Origin of the sequence: Pseudomonas sp. W22_MBD1_FP4, from assembly GCF_052113765.1 — a bacterium.
Lineage (GTDB): Bacteria > Pseudomonadota > Gammaproteobacteria > Pseudomonadales > Pseudomonadaceae > Aquipseudomonas > Aquipseudomonas sivasensis.
Genome location: NZ_JBGQOI010000004.1, coordinates 355,381 through 373,076 on the forward strand (window position 1 = coordinate 355,381; position 17,696 = coordinate 373,076).

The window sequence follows — 17,696 nt, forward strand, 5'->3', positions numbered from 1 at the left end:
CGGGGTGGAAGGACGTTGGGTGGGCGTTACAGGTACTTCACTTCAAAGGTCGCCGAACCATCCAACTGCACCTCGTTGGTGAGTGTTAGAGATTTGGCCGGCGCGATGGCGGTGTTGAGCACCACTTCCACACTCATGTCTTGCAATGGGTGCGGCAGCCAGCCGTTGGTAGCGTCGAAGCTACCCAGTGCGATCAAGGCGTTAGGCACGACCGCATCGTCGTCATACAGCTCTCCCCAGCGACCTTCGCCGCGAGTACTCAGCAAGGTTGAGGCTACGTCAGCCACTGGGTTGCGCATGCTCAGGTAATACCTGCCCAGTTTCTCGGTGTCGTTGATCAGGCCCAGGCCAAAAGCACTGTTTTGGGTAGAGGAACCGGTGCGGTTGTCGAAGGGCGTGATGGCAAACAGTGTCGAACCCTCGCAACTGACCGACAGTTTTATGGTTTGGTCAGGAAGCCGGGTTTGGGCGTCGGCATTCAGGTCTTTGGCTGAGATCTTTCCGAAATCGACAGCTCCCGGCAGGCTGGGCGTACAGGCGCTGGGCGTGATTACGCCCGTTACTGTCATGTCCACGCTGCTGGCGGCAAACGTCGGCAGCGCATTGGCGAGCAGCAGGACAGAGCTCAACAGGGTCAGGGATTTGTTCATTTCAATACATTCCACTACAGGGCTGGCTGATAAAGGCGCGCACACGGCATCGTCCGATCTTTCAAGGAGGACGATGATCAGGGCGGCTGGTTGTGTTTGATTGGGCTCGCCGGTGGCAGCAAGTCCATTCCCTCTTTGCGGGGTGACGGCAATTTAGCTGCCGGGTGGGGGCGGGGAAATACAACTTTTACGACAATCCTGGCCGGCGTTATTCCTACCTAAGTGCGTGGGAATTAATGATCAAATTTGTAGGAAAGTTGGTGTTTTTCGTAGTTGTTGTATCGCCAGGTTCATAGGTAAACCGTTATTTGTCGCTGCTTATTAATGGTCATGTGAGTGTCACGCAAGTGTCGCACGTTGTTCTCGGTTGGCTGTTAAAGCCTTTCACCCACTCACGATGTGTGCCGAGAACCCATGGGCTTGAAAATTAATGTAAGCGCATTGAGGTGAGTCTGGTGACAAGGGTATTTTTTAATCCAGTACCTGTCCTGAAGTTGACACCTTTGCTCTCGCCACCGTTGATGGAGGGCCCCGCTGATGGTGCGCGCCAGACCGCCTGGCCGACACGCAGCAGCCTGATCGAGATTTTCGGCAGTGATGAGGTGGTGAACCGCGTGCTGGTGAGCCTGATCAATGAAGCACGGGAAGATGACGCTTTGCTTGACCAGGCCCGGGCCAGCGCCGATGCGCCATTGGTGGTAGAGCGCCTGCACCGTTTGGTGGGGAGTCTGGCGTTCGTGGGGGGCGCTGACCTGGAATTGAGTGGCGAGCAACTGATCGCGCATGTCAAAGCCCGAGGCGTCTTGGCCAGTACCCCGCATTTGCAAGCGTTTCAGCGCAACTTGCATGTCTACATCCGTTATCTGAGTCGGTTATGAATAGTGCTGCCTGGAAGTTCGCAAGATGCTGTTCGGATGTGTACTAGGTTTTGGATGTAGGTAATTTCTTTTTATGTTGTAGGCATGAAGTTATTGGCTATCAATTGCTGGGCGCGGTCCGAAGCGTGTCGCGTCAGGTAGTTGTTGAGCCGCTTGGACAGGGGTATTTTTGCGCGAATTCATTTTGCCATCATTCGTGGGTATTTATGCTTCGTGTAATTGTTGCCGACGATCATCCCATTGTGCGTATCGGCCAACGGGTGGTGATTGAGGCGGGCGGTAAATGCAAAGTGGTTGGCGAGGCCGATGGGCCCGATGAATTGCTCCGGTTATTGGAGACCGTCGCCTGTGATGTGCTGGTGACCGACTTCGCCATGCCGGGCGGTCAGCAGGCGGACGGTTACGGACTGCTGGGCCTGTTGCGCCGCCAGTATCCGGATTTGCCGGTGATCCTGGTCACGATGTTTGCCAATGTCGCGACGCTGCGTGCGTCGTTCGCCCATGGCGCGCGGGCGATCGTCGCCAAGAGCGCGTCGGCCCGGGAGCTGCCGGTTGCGATCAGCACCGTGATCAAAGGCCAGACCTTCGCCAGTGAATGCCTGCGCGCGCAGATGGAGGAGGCAGGCACGGGGGATCAGTCGCAACAGCCGCAATTGTCGAGCAAGGAACGCGAAGTGGTGCGCATGCTCGCCAGCGGCATGACCGTCAGCCAGATCGCGGCGCGGGTCAATCGCAGTATTTCCACGATCAGTAAACAGAAAAGCACGGCCATGAGCCGGCTGTGCATTTCCACCGACGTCGACCTGTTCGCCTACGCCCGCAGCTGCGGCATGGTGCCCTAGGGTTTGGGCCGTCATCACCTGTGCAAATGCCGATAGAGTTTTGCCGGTGCGCAGACTATCTTGAGCGGCCTACAACCCCAGGTTTGGAAGCTGCCCATGAGTGATGCCCACAACGCCTTGATTACTGAGTTTTACAGCGCCTTCCAGCGCCTGGATGCCGAGGCCATGGCCGCCTGCTACACCGACGACGTTGTGTTCAGCGACCCGGCCTTCGGCGAATTGCGCGGCCGTGATGCGGGCGACATGTGGCGCATGCTGACCACGCGGGCCAAGGATTTCTCCCTGACGTTCGACCATGTACGCAGCGATGACACCACCGGCAGTGCGCATTGGGTGGCGACTTACCTGTTCAGTGCCACCGGCAACACAGTGGTCAACGATATCGGCGCGCGGTTCGTGTTCCGCGACGGCAAGATCTGTGAGCACCACGACCACTTCGACCTGTGGCGCTGGTCGCGCCAGGCGTTGGGTATCAAGGGCCTGTTGCTGGGCTGGTCGCCGGCCTTGAAAAATGCCGTCCGCGCCCAAGCACGCAAAGGCCTCAAGGCATTTCAGGCCGGGCGTTGATAAGATTGGCGCTCCTCTGGCTTGCCGACATGAACTGTGACTGATCTTCCTCCACCCAAGCCCTGGTTCGTCTACCTGGTGCGCGCCGCCAATGGCTCGCTGTATTGCGGCATCAGCAATGATCCGCTGCGCCGCTTCGCCACGCACCAGAGCGGCAAGGGCGCGCGGTTCTTCCTGTCCAGCCCGGCCGTGGCGCTGGTATACACCGAGCAATGCGCAAGCAAGGGCGAGGCGCTGCGCCAGGAGCGGTTGATCAAGAAGCTGAAGAAGAGTGCCAAGGAGTGTTTGGCGGCGCAGGGCTCATTGATCTGACTGATGGGTTCCCATCACGCCGCCATAGCCCGTTGCGCGCTAAGCTGCGGGTTCATTTTTCCAAGTGGACCCCGGCATGTCTGAACTCATCCTGCACCACTACCCAACCTCCCCATTCGCGGAAAAAGCTCGGCTGCTGCTGGGTTTCAAAGGTTTGTCCTGGCATTCGGTGCATATCTCGCCGGTGATGCCCAAGCCGGACCTGACGGCCCTCACCGGTGGCTATCGCAAAACCCCAGTGCTGCAAGTGGGCGCCGATATCTATTGCGACACCGCCTTGATCGCCCGTCGCCTTGAGCAGGAAAAAGCTGCGCCGGCGCTGTTCCCGCTGGGCCAGGAAATGATCACCCAAACCTTCGCCACCTGGGCCGACAGCGTGGTGTTTGCCCACGCGGTGAGCCTGGTGTTCCAGCCAGAATCGGTGGCGGTGCGTTTTGGCAAGCTGCCACCGGAAGTGATCAAGGCGTTTCTTGCCGACCGCGCCGCGCTGTTCAGTGGCGGCACCGCGAGCAAGCTGCCGACTGAGCTGGCCAAGCACCAATGGCCGGCGATCATGGCGCGGCTGGAGCAGCAACTGCAGCGTGAGTCGGGGGACTTCCTGTTTGGCGAGCCGTCGATTGCCGACTTTGCTATGGCCCATCCGTTGTGGTTCCTCAAGGCCACGCCGGTAACCGCGCCGTTGGTGGACGCGTATCCGGCCGTATCTGCGTGGCTGGGGCGTGTGCTTGGTTTTGGTCACGGCACGTCCAGCCAGATGACTGCCGAGCAGGCGTTGGAGATTGCGCGCGACGCCACTCCGGCGCCGCTGCCGGACGAGGTGTTCGAGGACCTGAATGGCTTCAAGGCCGGCCAGCAGGTGACCATCGGCGCCATCGACTACGGCGTCGACCCGGTCGCCGGCGAATTGCTCTTTGCCGGGCGCGAAGAGCTGATCCTGCGCCGCACCGACCCGCGTGGCGGCACCGTGCACGTGCACTTCCCGCGCTTTGCTTTTCGCATTCAGGCGCAATAAGAAAAATATTTGCAAATAAACGTGAGGTAAACCGGTGGCCCATCCGTGTAGTGCTTGAAACTGCGATCTATTCGCATTAACAGCGTTTTCTACACGGGTTCTCACAGCATGAAGTCGACGGCGGGCGGTTTGGTTAAACAGTGGCTGGGAGCCTCGGTATTGGCGGTATCGGGGTTGGCCTTGCTGCCCCTGTGCGTGGCTCAGGCGCAGGAGCAGCAAAGCGCTCAGTTCACGTTTGCCCTGGCTGCCAAACCGCTGCCCCAGGCTCTGAGTGATTTCAGCCGGGTCACCGGAATCAGCGTGATCTACACCGATGAAGCGCCCTACGGCCTCAGCGCCCCGGCCGTGAGCGGACAGATGAGCGCGACCCAGGCCCTGCAACGCTTGTTGGGTAACTCCGGCTTCACCTTCCGCCAGATCGACGCCCGCACGTTGGCGCTTGAGCCGGTGCCGACCGATGGCGCAGTCAACCTTGGCGCTACCACCATCAGTGGCGTCGGCCAAACCCAGGACAGCACCAGCTACCAGCCGCCACCCACCAGTTCGGTGATGCGCTCCCGTGCCCTGCTGCTGGAAACCCCGCAAACCGTCAACGTGGTGCCGGCCCAAGTGCTGCGCGACCAGACCCCACGCAACCTGGATGACGCCCTGGGCAACATCAGCGGCATCACCCAGGCCAACACCTTGGCCAGCACCCAGGACGCCGTGATGCTGCGCGGCTTTGGCGACAACCGTAACGGCTCGATCATGCGTGACGGCATGCCGGTGGTGCAGGGCCGCGCCTTGAATGCCACGGCGGAGCGTGTCGAAGTGCTCAAGGGCCCGTCGTCGCTGCTGTATGGCATCCAGGATCCGGGGGGCGTGGTGAACATCGTCAGCAAAAAGCCCGAACTGACCCAATCCACTGCCCTGACCGTGCGCGGCTCGACCTTTGGCAACGGCAAAAACGGCAGCGGTGGCGGCCTCGACACCACCGGTCCCATCGGTGACTCGGGCCTGGCCTATCGGCTGATCGTCGATCATGAAGACGAGGACTACTGGCGCAATTTCGGCACCCACCGCGAGACCTTGGTCGCGCCGTCCCTGGCTTGGTACGGCGACAGCACCCAGCTCTTGTTCGCCTACGAACACCGCGAGTTTCTCTCGCCGTTCGACCGTGGCACCGCCATCGACAAGTCCAATCATCCGCTGGACATTCCATCCACCCGGCGCCTGGATGAACCGTTCAACAACATGGAAGGCCGCTCCGACCTTTACCGCTTCGAAGCCGACCACGACCTGAACGACGACTGGAAAGCCCACTTCGGCTACAGCTGGAATCGCGAAACCTACGACGCCAGCCAAGTGCGCGTCAGCGCGGTGAACACGGATGGAACCCTGACCCGCAAGATGGACGGCACTCAGGGCGCGATCACCACCGACCGCTTCACCACCGTCAGCCTGGAAGGCAAGGTCAATGTGTTCGGCCTGCAGAATGATCTGGTATTCGGCATGGACGATGAGTACCGCAAGGTTTACCGCGCCGACCTGATTCGCCAGGCCTCGCGCACGACGTTCAACTACAACAACCCGGTGTACGGCAACGAAGTCGCGGGCACCACGGTCAGCGCCGCCGACAGCGCCCAGACCGACCTGTTGCGCAGCGACTCGCTGTTCTTCCAGGACGCGATTCATCTCACCGACCAGTGGATTTTTGTCGCGGGCGCGCGCTACCAGATGTACGACCAATACGCCGGCAAAGGCGTGCCGTTCAAGGCCAACACCAATGGCAACGGCCAGGCCTGGGTGCCGCGTGCGGGGCTCGTGTATCGCTACACCGATGAGTTGTCGTTCTACGGCAGCTACACCGAGTCGTTTAAACCCAACTCCACCATCGCCGCCCTGGCCGATGGCAGCACGCTGACCGGTGACCTTACGCCAGAAGAATCCAAGTCGTGGGAGTTGGGCGCAAAGCTCGATATTCCAGGACGCGTCACCGCCAGCGCGGCACTGTTCAACATCGACAAGCGCAACGTGCTGGTGTCGGTGGGATCACTCGCGAACACCATCTACAGCATCGCTGGCCAGGTGCGGTCCCGTGGTCTGGAACTGGATGCCAGCGGCCAGTTGACCGACAAGTGGAGCGTGATCGGCAGCTACGCCTACACCGACGCCGAAGACATCAAGGACAAAGACCCGACCCTGCAAGGCAACCGCCTGCAAAACGTGGCCAAGCACACCGGCTCGCTGTCGGTGGCCTATGACTTCGGCAGCATTTTTGGTGGCGATCAACTGCGCGTGGGCACGGGTGCACGCTACGTCGGCGAACGCGCCGGCGACGCCGCCAACGATTTCGATCTGCCGGGTTACACCGTGGCCGACGCGTTTGCCACCTACGACACCAAGATCGAAGGGCAGAAGGTCAAGTTCCAGCTCAACGTGAAGAACATGTTCGACCGCACCTACTACACCTCCGCGGCCAGCCGGTTGTTTGTGTCCATTGGTGATGCGCGGCAGGTGTCGGTGTCCAGTACGCTGGAGTTCTAAAACCTGACGGGCTCCCTATGGCAAGTGTGCTCCTTGTGGTGGGCAGGCTTCCTGTGGTGAGCGGGCTTGCCCCGCGTTGGGCTGCGAAGCAGCCCCAAAACAGATTCTGCGGTGTTCCTGAAAGAACGCGGCGGCATCAGTAAGGGCGGCTTTGCCACCCAGCGCGGGGCAAGCCCGCTCGCCACAAAGGTACGGAGCTGTTAGCGTTGCGGCCATTAATGGCTTTGCGGAACACAGTACTGATGCACTTTGGAAGATGGCTACACCTGCTGTGCCTGAGCGTTTTACTGGGCGGCTGTGCGAGTGTTTCGCCGCCGTCCACGCCTTCAACACTGGATCACCTGCTGGCCGATCCTGTCCTCAACGGCGCCACGGTTTCCGTCATGGTGCGCGACGCCCGCAGTGGCAGCACCCTGTATCAGCACAACCCGCGCACACGCATGGTTCCCGCGTCCAACCTCAAATTGCTGACCACGGCGGCGGCAATGGATGTGCTGGGGCCCCAGTACCGGTTCTCCACGCAACTGTTGAGCGACGGCCCGCAACAAGGTGAGCGCCTGACCGGTAACCTGTACCTGCGTGGCCTTGGCGACCCGACCACACAGTTTTCCGACTACCAGGCATTGGCCGCCCAACTGGCGAGCCAGGGCGTGCGCCAGGTGCAGGGCGACTTGGTGTTCGACGACACCTGGTTCGACGCCGAGCGCCTGGGCGTTGACTGGGCCCAGGATGACGAAAGCACCTACTACGGTGCGCAGATTTCCGCGCTGACGGTATCGCCCAATACGGATTTTGACGCGGGCACCTTGATCGTCACGGCTAAGGCGCCGGTCATTTCCGGCCAGCCGGTGACTGTTTCTATAAGCCCGCCCACCGATTACGTACAACTCAGTAACCGCGCCGTCAGCGGCCCCGGCAACAGCTATGGCATCACTCGTCAGCACGGCACCAACGTGCTGCAACTCACTGGCGCGCTGGCGCCGGGCAAACAAAGCCGGCAGTGGGTCAGTGTGTGGGAGCCGACGCAACTGGTAGCCAATCTGTTCGAGCAGGCATTGGCGCAGCAGGGCATCCAGGTGATGGGGCGCAGGGTGATTGGCGGTGCAAGCCCGGCGACGGCCAGGGTGCTGGCGGAGCATCAGTCGGCACCGTTGCAGGCACTGATCACGCCACTACTCAAACTCTCGAACAACAACATGTCCGAGGCGTTGCTCAAAGCCATGGGGCGCAAGACCGCCAACGCGGGCACAGCGCAGGCGGGTGTGGCAGCGGTAGCGGCGTTTATGAAACGCCAGGGCATGCACCCGTCGACGCTGGTCCAGGTGGACGGCTCGGGCTTGTCGCGGCGTAACCTAGTGTCGTCGCAGAACCTCACGGACCTGCTGCTCGCGACCGCGAAACAACCGTGGTTCGATGCCTGGTACAGCGCCTTGCCGATTGCCGGCAACGCCGACCGTATGACCGGCGGCAGCCTGCGCTATCGCTTGCGCGGCACCGCAGCTGAAAACAACCTGCACGCCAAGACCGGCTCCATGGCCGGCGTGTCATCGTTGAGCGGCTATATCACCGATGCCGAGGGGCGGCGCCTGGTGTTCTCGATGATCAGCAATAACTACGTGAGTGACGCCGCGCCCATTCGCGCGTTGGAGAACCGTGTCGTGCAGGCCCTGACCCAATGGCACGACTAGCTCAGGGTTGATAGCCCATCCGCCAACTCACGGCCTGGGTCGCCGCCAGCAGACGCTGCGCCGCCGGGCCATCTTCGTCGGCGTGGAACAGCGAGGTGGGGCCGACCACGGTCATCACCGCCGCCACGTTCCCGACCGCGTTGAACACCGGCGCTGACAGCGCGTCCACCCCCGGCATCAGCAGGCCATGCACAAAGTGCAGGCCACGGCTGCGGATCTGCTCGCAGGTGGTTGCGTAGGTTTGGTCGTCCGCCAGGGCATGGGCGATACCGGCCTGGATCTCACGCTCGCGCAATTCCACGGTTTCCCGCGTTGGCAGGAACGCGCTGAACACCAGTCCGGTGGACGAACTGAGCAGCGGCAATACCGAGCCCAACTGCGTCACCACCGTAACCGCACGCACCGCCGGTTCGATGTGCACCACGGTCGCGCCCTGGTTGCCCCACACCGCTAAAAAGCAGGTTTCATTCAAGTCATCGCGCAACTCTGCCAGGGGCATCGCGCCGACTTTCAGCACGTCCATGCTGCCCAGCGCCGCCAAGCCCACCCGCAGCGCTTCGCGGCCCAGGCCATAGTGGTTAGTGGCGGTGTTCTGTTCGGCAAAACCCGACGCGATCAACGCCTGCAGGTAGCGGTGAACTTTGCTTGCCGGCATTTGCACATGTTCGGCCAGGCGCGACAGCGACGTGGCGGGCGACAACTCGGCCAGGGCCTTGAGGATATCGGTGCCCACTTCGGCCGAGCGGACTTTTTGTTTACCGGTGTCGCGAGGCTTTTCCATGGAAGGGCGAGGATCCGAGAGATGAATGGGCGTCTTTATAGCTTGACGGTCGATAGTGATCAAATTACGTTATGCGTAACTCGATTACGATAAAAACAACTTCCGTACAGAGGATGCTCCATGAACCTCGAATACCTTTCGGGCTTCGGCAATGAATTCGCCAGCGAAGCGCTGCCCGGCGCATTGCCGGTCGGCCAGAACGCCCCGCAAAAAGCGCCCTACGGGCTGTATACCGAACTGTTCTCCGGCACCGCCTTCACCATGGTGCGCAGCGAAGCCCGCCGCACTTGGCTGTACCGCATCCAGCCGTCGGCCAATCACCCGGCGTTCGTCAAATTGGAACGGCAACTGGCCGGTGGCCCGTTGGGCGCGGTGACGCCCAATCGTCTGCGCTGGAACCCGCTGGATATTCCGAGTGAGTCGACGGACTTCATCGACGGCCTTGTTGGGATGGTGGCTAACTCCGGGTCAGAAAAGCCTTCAGGCATCAGCATCTACACCTACCGTGCCAATCGCTCGATGGAACGCGTGTTCTTCAATGCTGATGGCGAACTGTTGATCGTCCCCGAGCAGGGCCGCTTGCGTGTCGCCACCGAACTCGGTGTGCTGGATGTTGAGCCGCTGGAAATCGTGGTGTTGCCGCGCGGTCTTAAATTCCGCGTCGAACTGCTGGATGCGCACGCACGCGGTTATGTGGCGGAAAACCACGGCGCGCCGCTGCGTCTGCCGGACCTTGGCCCAATTGGCAGCAACGGTCTGGCCAACCCACGCGACTTCCTCACTCCGGTTGCCCACTACGAAGACCTGAAGCAGCCTACAACCCTGGTTCAGAAATTCCTCGGTGAACTGTGGGCCTGTGAACTCGACCATTCACCGCTGAACGTGGTCGCCTGGCACGGCAACAACGTGCCGTACAAATACGACCTGCGCCGCTTTAACACCATCGGCACCGTGAGTTTCGATCACCCGGACCCGTCGATCTTTACCGTGTTGACCTCGCCTACCAGCGTGCACGGCCTGGCCAACCTCGACTTCGTGATCTTTCCGCCACGCTGGATGGTGGCCGAAAACACCTTCCGCCCGCCGTGGTTCCACCGCAACCTGATGAACGAATACATGGGCCTGATCCAGGGCGCCTACGACGCCAAGGCCGAAGGCTTCCTGCCGGGCGGGGCGTCACTGCACAGTTGCATGAGCGCCCACGGTCCGGACGGCGAGACCTGCACCAAGGCCATCAACGTCGAGTTGGCGCCGCACAAGATCGATAACACCATGGCCTTCATGTTCGAGACCAGCCAAGTGCTGCGTCCCACTCAGTTCGCCCTGGACTGCCCGCAACTACAACCTGCTTACGACGCGTGCTGGGCCTCGCTGCCCAACACCTTCAACCCGAACCGGAGATAACCCATGACTCAGCCCACTTCTACCCGCAGCTGGGTGGCCTGCGCCAACGGTCACCGCGACTTTCCACTGCAGAACCTGCCACTGGGCGTGTTCAGCATCAACGGTTCGGCCCCCCGCAGTGGCGTGGCGATTGGCGACTATATTTTCGACCTGCAGGCCGCTTTGGATGCATTTGAAGGTGAGGCACGCCGAGCGGTTGAAGCGACAGCGGGCGGGCAGTTGAACGCGTTTTTCGAACTGGGCCGTGGCCCGCGTGTTGCCCTGCGGGAACGCCTGTTGGAGTTGCTCGGTGAAGGCAGCCCGCTGCAAGCGCGTGAGGCGCAGGTGCTGCACCTTGCCGCCGATTGCCAGATGCATGTGCCGGCCCGGATCAACGACTACACCGACTTTTATGTAGGCATCGAGCACGCGCAGAACGTCGGCAAGCTGTTCCGCCCCGACAACCCTTTGCTGCCTAACTACAAGTACGTGCCGATCGGTTATCACGGCCGCGCTTCGACCATTCGCGCTTCCGGCGCCGATGTGCGCCGTCCCAAGGGCCAGACCCTGCCCGCTGGCCAGACCGAGCCGACCTTCGGCCCCTGTGCACGGTTGGACTACGAGCTGGAGCTGGGCATCTGGATCGGCCAGGGCAACGCCATGGGCGACTCGATTGCCATCGGCGATGCCGCCGAGCACATCGCCGGCTTCTGCCTGCTCAACGACTGGTCCGCGCGGGACATTCAGGCCTGGGAATACCAGCCGCTGGGGCCGTTCCTGTCGAAAAGCTTCATCACCACGATTTCGCCCTGGGTCGTCACGGCCGAAGCGCTGGAGCCGTTCCGCAAGGCGCAACCCGCTCGTCCCGAGGGCGACCCTCAACCACTGCCGTACTTGCTGGATAAACGTGATCAGGCCGCCGGTGCTCTGGATATCGAACTGGAAGTGCTGCTGACCACCGCTGCCATGCGCGAACAGAAATTGCCGGCCCATCGCCTGGCCCTGAGCAACAGCCTGCATATGTACTGGACCGTCGCGCAGTTGGTGGCACACCACAGCGTCAACGGCTGTCAGTTGCAGGCGGGTGATCTGTTCGGTTCCGGCACTTTGTCCGGCCCTGAGGCCGGGCAGTTCGGCAGCCTCCTGGAGATGACCGAAGGCGGCAAGAAGGTCATCGAATTGCCGTCGGGCGAAGTGCGCAGGTTCCTGGAGGATGGTGATGAAGTCATCCTGCGTGCCCGTTGCACCCGCGAAGGGTTCGCCTCCATCGGCTTCGGCGAATGCCGTGGCACTGTGGTCGCCGCACGTTAAGAGGGCAGGGTGATGGAACTCTATACCTACTATCGTTCCACTTCGTCGTACCGGGTGCGTATCGCTTTGGCCCTCAAGGGCCTGGATTTCACGGCGATACCGGTGAACCTGTTGGCCCCGGCAGGCGGTGCCAATCGTCAGCCGGAGTACCTGGCTATCAACCCGCAAGGCCGTGTGCCGGCTTTGCGCACCGATGACGGCGAGCTGTTGATTCAGTCGCCGGCGATCATCGAGTACCTGGACGAACGTTATCCACAGGCGCCGCTGCTCTCCAAAGACCTGGCCACCCGCGCCCACGAGCGCGCGGTGGCGTCGATCATCGGCTGTGATATCCACCCGCTGCACAACTCCAGCACCCAGAACCTGCTGCGCCAATGGGGGCACGATGAGGCCAAGGTGTTGGAGTGGATCGGCCACTGGATCAGCCAGGGGCTGGGCGCGGTGGAACAGTTGATTGGCGATACCGGGTTTTGCTTTGGCGAACAGCCTGGGATGGCGGATGCGTTTCTGATTCCCCAGCTCTATGCGGCGGAGCGCTTCAAGGTGCCGTTGGCGGCTTATCCGCGCATTGGGCGGGTGGCCGGCTTGGCGGCGCAGCATCCGGCGTTTATTCAGGCCCATCCCGCGAATCAACCTGATACCCCGTGATGTTCAGGTTTGCACAGAACCCAATGTGAGAGGGAGCAAGCCCCCTTCCACATTGGATTTGTGTCACTTCAAATAAAAATAAACAGGTACCTTGCGATGCACAATCAGATTGCCAGCTTTCGCGCGGCACTCGACGCCCGTCCGGTGTCGCGCTATCAGTGGTTGATCCTCCTGTTGCTGGCGCTGCTACTGGTCACCGATGGCTACGATGCCCAGGTGCTAGGTTACGTGGTGCCGGCCCTGGCGTCGGATTGGGGATTGGAAAAAGCCGCGTTCGGCCCGGTGTTCAGCGCCAACCTGTTGGGGCTCACATTGGGCTCGCTGCTGGTAACGCCTCTGGCTGACCGATTTGGCGTGCGGCGCATCCTGCTGGGCTGCGTGTTGATCTATGCCTGCCTGACCCTGCTGATGGTGTTCGCCAACTCACTGACCTCCCTCATGGCTGCGCGGTTTATCTGCGGTATCGGCATGGGCGGTGCGATGCCCAGCGCCATGGCGTTGATGTCGGAGTATTCCCCACCGCGCCTGCGCACCTTGATGGTGACCTTAGCGGCGTGTGGTTTCTCGTTCGGCGGTGCGGCCGGTGGGTTCGTGGCGGCGGGGTTTATCGACAACTTCGGCTGGCAGGCGGTGTTTCTGGCCGGTGGCGTCACTCCGTTGCTGCTGTTTCCGTTTCTGGTGTGGCTGTTGCCTGAGTCCTTGCCGCGCTTGCTGCGGGATGCTCCACCGTACGTGCGATTGCGCAAAGTGACCGGGCGTATGCTGCCCGACTGGCAGCCGCCGCTGGCGAGCGCGGCAGAAAACCTGCAAGAACAGGGCAGCAAACTGACGGTGGTGGAGCTGTTTCGCAACGGCTATGCGCGTCCGACCGTGCTGATTTGGTCGACCTTTTTTGTCAGCCTGATCCTGCTGTATTTCATGATCAGTTGGTTACCGTCGCTGCTGTTGGAGAGCGGCCTGGCGTTGAAGGAAGCCAACCTGGTGACGTCGATGTTTCTGTTCGCCGGCACCTTGGGCGCTATCGGCATGGCCTGGTTTGCCGACCGGCTCAAAAGCAAGGTGCGCCTGCTGTCTGGCGTATTGGCGGCAGCGGCGGTGTGTACCATTCTGCTGGGGCTGAACCACGACAACCCGCGTTACCTGGTGGCCTGCGTGTTTGCGGCGGGGTTCTGCATCATCGGTGGGCAACTGACCCTCAATGCCTTCGCCAGCAATTTCTACCCCGCACACGTGCGCGCCACCGGTACGGGCTGGGCGTTGGGCGTGGGGCGTTTCGGCTCGATCCTGGGGCCGCTGTTTGGCAGCATGTTGCTGGCGATGCATATTCCGGTGCAGCAGATTTTCTTCTTTTGCGCGATTCCGGCTGTGATGGCGGCATTGTTGATTATTCAGGTGCGTTCGCCAGGGCGCGATGCGCCTGTAAGCCCCCTGCCTGGCGATATTCTGAAAGCGCCGGCGAATCACTGAGGATTCTCCCGATGGTCACGCTATTCAATGCACCACTGAGTTGGGCGGCAGGTGCCCCAGGCGCTCGGTCAGGCGCAGGCGTTGGATCGGGTCTTCGCTGAGCATCAGGGCGTGTTCCAAGTCAAAGCGCTCGGCGTTGGGGCAGTCCAGGCGTTGATACAGACTGGCCCGCGCGAGGTAGTCGGCGGCGTTGGCGCTGCCCAGTTCCAGCACGCGCTCGGCGTCTACCAGGGCGGCCAGCGGGTTGTCGTTGGAGAGATGCAATTGGCGCAGGTTGCGCGAAAGCCTTTGCAGGATCGAACGCGGATCGGCGGTGTGCAGGTGGTCGGCCTGCAACGTGAGGTTGGGGCCATATTGGCGTTGCAGCAGCTCTCGGCAATCGTTGGGGTACAGGCGTCGGCCGCCGCACGGGTCCAGCAGGTGATCGGCACCGGGCACTCGCAGCAGGAAGTGCCCAGGGAAATTGACGCCAACCATCGGAATATCCAGGCGTCGTGCCAACTCCATGGCAATCAACCCCATGGCCAAGGGCTGCCCGCGTTTGCGCTGTAGCACCTTGTCCAGCAGGGCGGCGGCGGGGCGCAGCGGTGTGAAGTCATCCTGGGCGAACCCCAGGTCATTCATGCACCGCAGCAGCGGTTGACCCAGTTCATCCGCTGGCAACATGGGCATGCTCAGGCTGATCTGTTGTTGCAGTGAGGTCAGGTTCTGCAGAATCTCCAGCGGCTTCACCAAAGGATCGTGCTCGGCGGCGATCCATAACGCCGCTTCGAACAGCGCCGGCGGCGAACGTTGCAGGCAGGCGAAAAAGGCTTGGCGGGGCTTCATTGCTTTCTCCGGCGGATGCCCTCGTTTTAGCCTTGCTGGGAATATTCGTCCAGTGCCTTAAGAAATTTCCCGCGCGCTTATGTCGCAAGCCCTGCAAAACCGGGCGGCTTATTCCAGTGCACTTCGGCAGTTTTCTACCGCAAGCCTATACTTGGCGACACCAGAAGTGATTCGGGAGCTTGACGATGTTTGCTCTCATGCACAGCACCCGCCTTGAATCGCTGCACCTGAGCGTCGACCCGGTCACGGGGCTCAAGGCGGTCATCGCCATTCACAACAGCCGCCTGGGGCCTGCCTTGGGCGGCTGTCGATATATCGCTTACCCCGACGACGAAAGCGCCGTGGCGGATGCTGCGCGGCTGGCCCAGGGCATGAGCTACAAGGCCGCCCTGGCCGGGTTGCCGGTGGGTGGCGGCACCGCGGTGATCCTGCGCCCCGCCCATGTGGAAAACCGTGCGGCGCTGTTTGAAGCCTTTGGGCGTTGCGTGGAACAACTCGACGGCCGCTACATCACCGCTGTCGACAGTGGCACCTCGGTGGCCGACATGGATTGCATCGCCCAGCACACTCGCTTCGTTACCAGCACGACCGCCGCCGGTGATCCATCGCCCCATGCGGCCATGGGCGTGTTCGCCGGTATTCGCACCACTGCCATGGCCCGCCTGGGCAGCGACAACCTTGAAGGGCTGCGCGTGGCAATCCAGGGCCTGGGCAACGTCGGTTACGCACTGGCTGAACAACTTCACGCCGCCGGCGCTGAATTGCTGGTCAGCGACATCGACCACGGCAAAGTGCAACTGGCCATGGAACAACTGGGCGCGCACCCCATCGCCAACGACGCCTTGCTCAGCACGCCCTGTGACATCCTCGCGCCCTGTGGCCTTGGGGCAGTGTTCAACCGCACCAGCGTCGGGCAACTGCGCTGCGCCGCCGTGGCCGGGTCCGCCAGCGCGCAACTGACCAACCTGCAAGTGGCCGACCAACTGGAAGGGCGCGGCATCCTCTACGCCCCGGATTACGTGATCAACTCAGGCGGCCTGATCTACGTCGCCCTCAAGCACAGCGGGGCCGAACTGCCGACCATCACCGCGCACCTGTCCAACATCGGCAAACGCCTGACCGAAATCTACGCCCACGCCCAGGCGGAAAAACGCTCCCCAGCACGTGTGGCTGATGAACTCGCCGAGCGCCTGCTTTACGGATGATCAGGCATTAAAAAGGCCCTGAATCATTGATTCAGGGCCTGTTCAATTCGGACTTTATTCCGCCGCTGCGTTGAGCAACTCGGACAACGCATCCGGTTGGCTCTTGAACGCCTTGGCAAATACATCGCGATTCTTCGCCATGTAGATCCCGGCTTCTTCCACCTGCTGCTCGCTCAGGGACGGCACGGCTTTTTGCAACACTTCTGCCAGCAACTCAGCGAGTTCAAGCATTTTGTCATGACGGTCAGCTTCGGCTTTATCCATGAACAAACGCTCCAGATCTCGGCTGCTGCGGTATACCACTTCGACGGCCATTCACCACCTCACATGCCTTCACGATAGTTGTCTTTTGCGACTACTGTATTTATATACAGCTAAAAGGGTAAGCCAAACCGTGTGGTTTGGGTAGCAGTTTTTTAATGTAGCCCGTAAATACAGGTTTGGCGTGTCTCATGTCACCCCGCCATCATCTTATCCCTGCCTCTGGCCTTTTTTCTGCATGCAGAACAACCGTCACGTCCAACCCGCATTATCCGGTCGAATCGACCTAAGGAAGTACCCTCGTGAAAATCAACTGGGCCGAAAAGCTGCGCCAGCAAGTCCATGGGCTGGCTGAATCGCTGGGCAATCTGTTTGTGGAGTCGTTCCACTACCTGGCGCTGTTCGCCATTGGTGCGGTGACCGCCTGGGCGGCGGTGATGGAATTTCTGGGGATGCTGGAGAACGGACACATCAAGATCGATGACATCTTGCTGCTGTTCATCTATCTGGAATTGGGCGCCATGGTCGGGATTTATTTCAAGACCAACCACATGCCAGTGCGCTTCCTGATCTACGTGGCAATCACTGCGCTGACGCGTCTGCTGATCTCCAACGTGTCCCACCACAATCCGCCAGACGTGGGCATCATTTACCTGTGCGGTGGGATCTTGCTGTTGGCATTCGCGATTCTGGTGGTGCGTTACGCCTCGTCGGCATTCCCGTCGGTGAAGGTGGAAGGCCCGCGTCGCAAGGGCGAGGCGAGCCTGGAAACCGAGAAGGGCGAGCTTTAAAGCCCGACGCTGAAGGGCAGAGGGCGGGTGGGCGGTCGCTGCAATAATTTGTGATCGCCATCCGTCATCACCGCCAGGATCTCCATGGCACTGTGGCCTTGCTCGATGGCAATGCCGAACTGGATGCTCTGCACCAGGCGTTTGAGCCGTTGCGGGTCGTTGCGTTGTGCGGCGCTGATCATGCGCTTGGCCACCACGCCATCCTCATTCGAGAGGGTGAGCATGATGCTGCCGTCCAGCCGTTGAATACTCAGGTTGACGCGGTATTTTGGGGTGAAGGTGTCGGTGATGATCTGAAAAGGATTGTCCATGGTGCGTTACCGCCTGATAAGAACATGCAGTCATTGACGACCGGTGTCGTGATTAGTTCGCGTCTCCTGACCACCGGCCACTCCGTCGCTGAGGTTGTACAAATTCCGTTTACCTCATGAGCTGTACAGCAAGGGGCGTGCCGTACAGCGGCCTTCCAGGCGCCGTGATCCCAATGTGGGAGGGGGCTTGCTCCCGATAGCGGTCCTTCAGCCGAGCATTTATTGGCTGAAGGAC

18 protein-coding genes are annotated in these 17,696 nt (G+C 61.1%); 13 read left to right on the forward strand and 5 right to left on the reverse strand.

Annotated elements, in window-relative coordinates; genetic code table 11:
* Positions 1 to 26 precede the first annotated feature (26 nt).
* Positions 27 to 650, reverse strand: a complete 624-nt coding sequence (locus ACEN2T_RS08480) for a DUF1120 domain-containing protein (RefSeq protein WP_442116559.1) — start codon at positions 648 to 650, stop codon at positions 27 to 29.
* 521 nt (positions 651 to 1,171) lie between these two features.
* On the opposite strand from ACEN2T_RS08480, the gene ACEN2T_RS08485 reads away from it, so the two are divergent.
* The 7 genes from ACEN2T_RS08485 (at position 1,172) to dacB (ending at position 8,475) form a co-directional block, all read left to right on the forward strand.
* Positions 1,172 to 1,528, forward strand: coding sequence for a hypothetical protein (locus ACEN2T_RS08485; protein WP_260368202.1), 357 nt, complete (start codon positions 1,172 to 1,174; stop codon positions 1,526 to 1,528).
* A 206-nt stretch (positions 1,529 to 1,734) separates the two neighbouring features.
* Entirely contained in the window at positions 1,735 to 2,370 is a 636-nt protein-coding gene (locus ACEN2T_RS08490; RefSeq protein WP_032886391.1) for a response regulator transcription factor, read from the forward strand.
* Between the two features lie 96 nt (positions 2,371 to 2,466).
* Positions 2,467 to 2,937 carry a nuclear transport factor 2 family protein gene (locus tag ACEN2T_RS08495; protein ID WP_032886392.1) on the forward strand — a complete coding sequence of 157 codons (471 nt, stop codon included), beginning with the start codon at positions 2,467 to 2,469 and terminating at the stop codon, positions 2,935 to 2,937.
* A gap of 36 nt (positions 2,938 to 2,973) precedes the next feature.
* Complete coding sequence (locus ACEN2T_RS08500) at positions 2,974 to 3,249, forward strand: GIY-YIG nuclease family protein (RefSeq protein WP_032886393.1); 276 nt, start codon at positions 2,974 to 2,976, stop codon at positions 3,247 to 3,249.
* Positions 3,250 to 3,325: 76 nt separating this feature from the next.
* The gene (locus ACEN2T_RS08505; protein WP_442116560.1) at positions 3,326 to 4,261 is read left to right on the forward strand and encodes a glutathione S-transferase family protein; all 936 of its coding nucleotides are present in this window, start codon (positions 3,326 to 3,328) and stop codon (positions 4,259 to 4,261) included.
* Between the two features lie 108 nt (positions 4,262 to 4,369).
* Entirely contained in the window at positions 4,370 to 6,787 is a 2,418-nt protein-coding gene (locus ACEN2T_RS08510; RefSeq protein WP_442116561.1) for a TonB-dependent siderophore receptor, read from the forward strand.
* Positions 6,788 to 7,029: 242 nt separating this feature from the next.
* Positions 7,030 to 8,475: a D-alanyl-D-alanine carboxypeptidase/D-alanyl-D-alanine endopeptidase gene (dacB, locus tag ACEN2T_RS08515; protein ID WP_442116562.1), complete on the forward strand. Its 1,446-nt coding sequence runs from the start codon at positions 7,030 to 7,032 to the stop codon at positions 8,473 to 8,475.
* Position 8,476: 1 nt separating this feature from the next.
* On the opposite strand, the gene ACEN2T_RS08520 is transcribed toward dacB, so the two are convergent.
* The gene (locus ACEN2T_RS08520) at positions 8,477 to 9,256 is read right to left on the reverse strand and encodes an IclR family transcriptional regulator (RefSeq protein WP_032886396.1); all 780 of its coding nucleotides are present in this window, start codon (positions 9,254 to 9,256) and stop codon (positions 8,477 to 8,479) included.
* A 120-nt stretch (positions 9,257 to 9,376) separates the two neighbouring features.
* Here ACEN2T_RS08520 and hmgA point away from each other — a divergent pair, with 120 nt between their 5' ends.
* From hmgA to ACEN2T_RS08540, 4 genes are all read left to right on the forward strand, one after another.
* A complete protein-coding gene (hmgA, locus tag ACEN2T_RS08525; protein WP_032886398.1) occupies positions 9,377 to 10,660 on the forward strand; it encodes a homogentisate 1,2-dioxygenase in 1,284 nt (427 codons plus the stop codon).
* Positions 10,661 to 10,663: 3 nt separating this feature from the next.
* Positions 10,664 to 11,950, forward strand: coding sequence for a fumarylacetoacetase (gene fahA, locus ACEN2T_RS08530; protein ID WP_099601174.1), 1,287 nt, complete (start codon positions 10,664 to 10,666; stop codon positions 11,948 to 11,950).
* Positions 11,951 to 11,962: 12 nt separating this feature from the next.
* Positions 11,963 to 12,598 (forward strand): maleylacetoacetate isomerase, encoded by a 636-nt coding sequence (gene maiA, locus ACEN2T_RS08535; protein WP_095183901.1) that lies wholly within the window; start codon positions 11,963 to 11,965, stop codon positions 12,596 to 12,598.
* A gap of 96 nt (positions 12,599 to 12,694) precedes the next feature.
* Positions 12,695 to 14,065 (forward strand): MFS transporter, encoded by a 1,371-nt coding sequence (locus ACEN2T_RS08540; protein ID WP_032886402.1) that lies wholly within the window; start codon positions 12,695 to 12,697, stop codon positions 14,063 to 14,065.
* Positions 14,066 to 14,089: 24 nt separating this feature from the next.
* Here ACEN2T_RS08540 and ACEN2T_RS08545 read toward each other — a convergent pair whose 3' ends face one another.
* The gene (locus ACEN2T_RS08545) at positions 14,090 to 14,893 is read right to left on the reverse strand and encodes a SirB1 family protein (RefSeq protein ID WP_032886404.1); all 804 of its coding nucleotides are present in this window, start codon (positions 14,891 to 14,893) and stop codon (positions 14,090 to 14,092) included.
* Positions 14,894 to 15,078: 185 nt separating this feature from the next.
* On the opposite strand from ACEN2T_RS08545, the gene ACEN2T_RS08550 reads away from it, so the two are divergent.
* Positions 15,079 to 16,098 (forward strand): Glu/Leu/Phe/Val dehydrogenase family protein, encoded by a 1,020-nt coding sequence (locus ACEN2T_RS08550; protein WP_032886406.1) that lies wholly within the window; start codon positions 15,079 to 15,081, stop codon positions 16,096 to 16,098.
* A 54-nt stretch (positions 16,099 to 16,152) separates the two neighbouring features.
* Here the strand turns inward: ACEN2T_RS08550 and ACEN2T_RS08555 are convergent, their stop codons facing one another.
* Complete coding sequence (locus ACEN2T_RS08555) at positions 16,153 to 16,413, reverse strand: YebG family protein (protein ID WP_003171979.1); 261 nt, start codon at positions 16,411 to 16,413, stop codon at positions 16,153 to 16,155.
* A gap of 248 nt (positions 16,414 to 16,661) precedes the next feature.
* Here ACEN2T_RS08555 and ACEN2T_RS08560 point away from each other — a divergent pair, with 248 nt between their 5' ends.
* Positions 16,662 to 17,150 carry a phosphate-starvation-inducible protein PsiE gene (locus ACEN2T_RS08560; RefSeq protein WP_057724703.1) on the forward strand — a complete coding sequence of 163 codons (489 nt, stop codon included), beginning with the start codon at positions 16,662 to 16,664 and terminating at the stop codon, positions 17,148 to 17,150.
* On the opposite strand, the gene ACEN2T_RS08565 is transcribed toward ACEN2T_RS08560, so the two are convergent.
* Positions 17,147 to 17,461: a DUF3509 domain-containing protein gene (locus ACEN2T_RS08565; protein ID WP_032886408.1), complete on the reverse strand. Its 315-nt coding sequence runs from the start codon at positions 17,459 to 17,461 to the stop codon at positions 17,147 to 17,149. The genes ACEN2T_RS08560 and ACEN2T_RS08565 overlap by 4 nt on opposite strands.
* Positions 17,462 to 17,696: the final 235 nt, after the last annotated feature.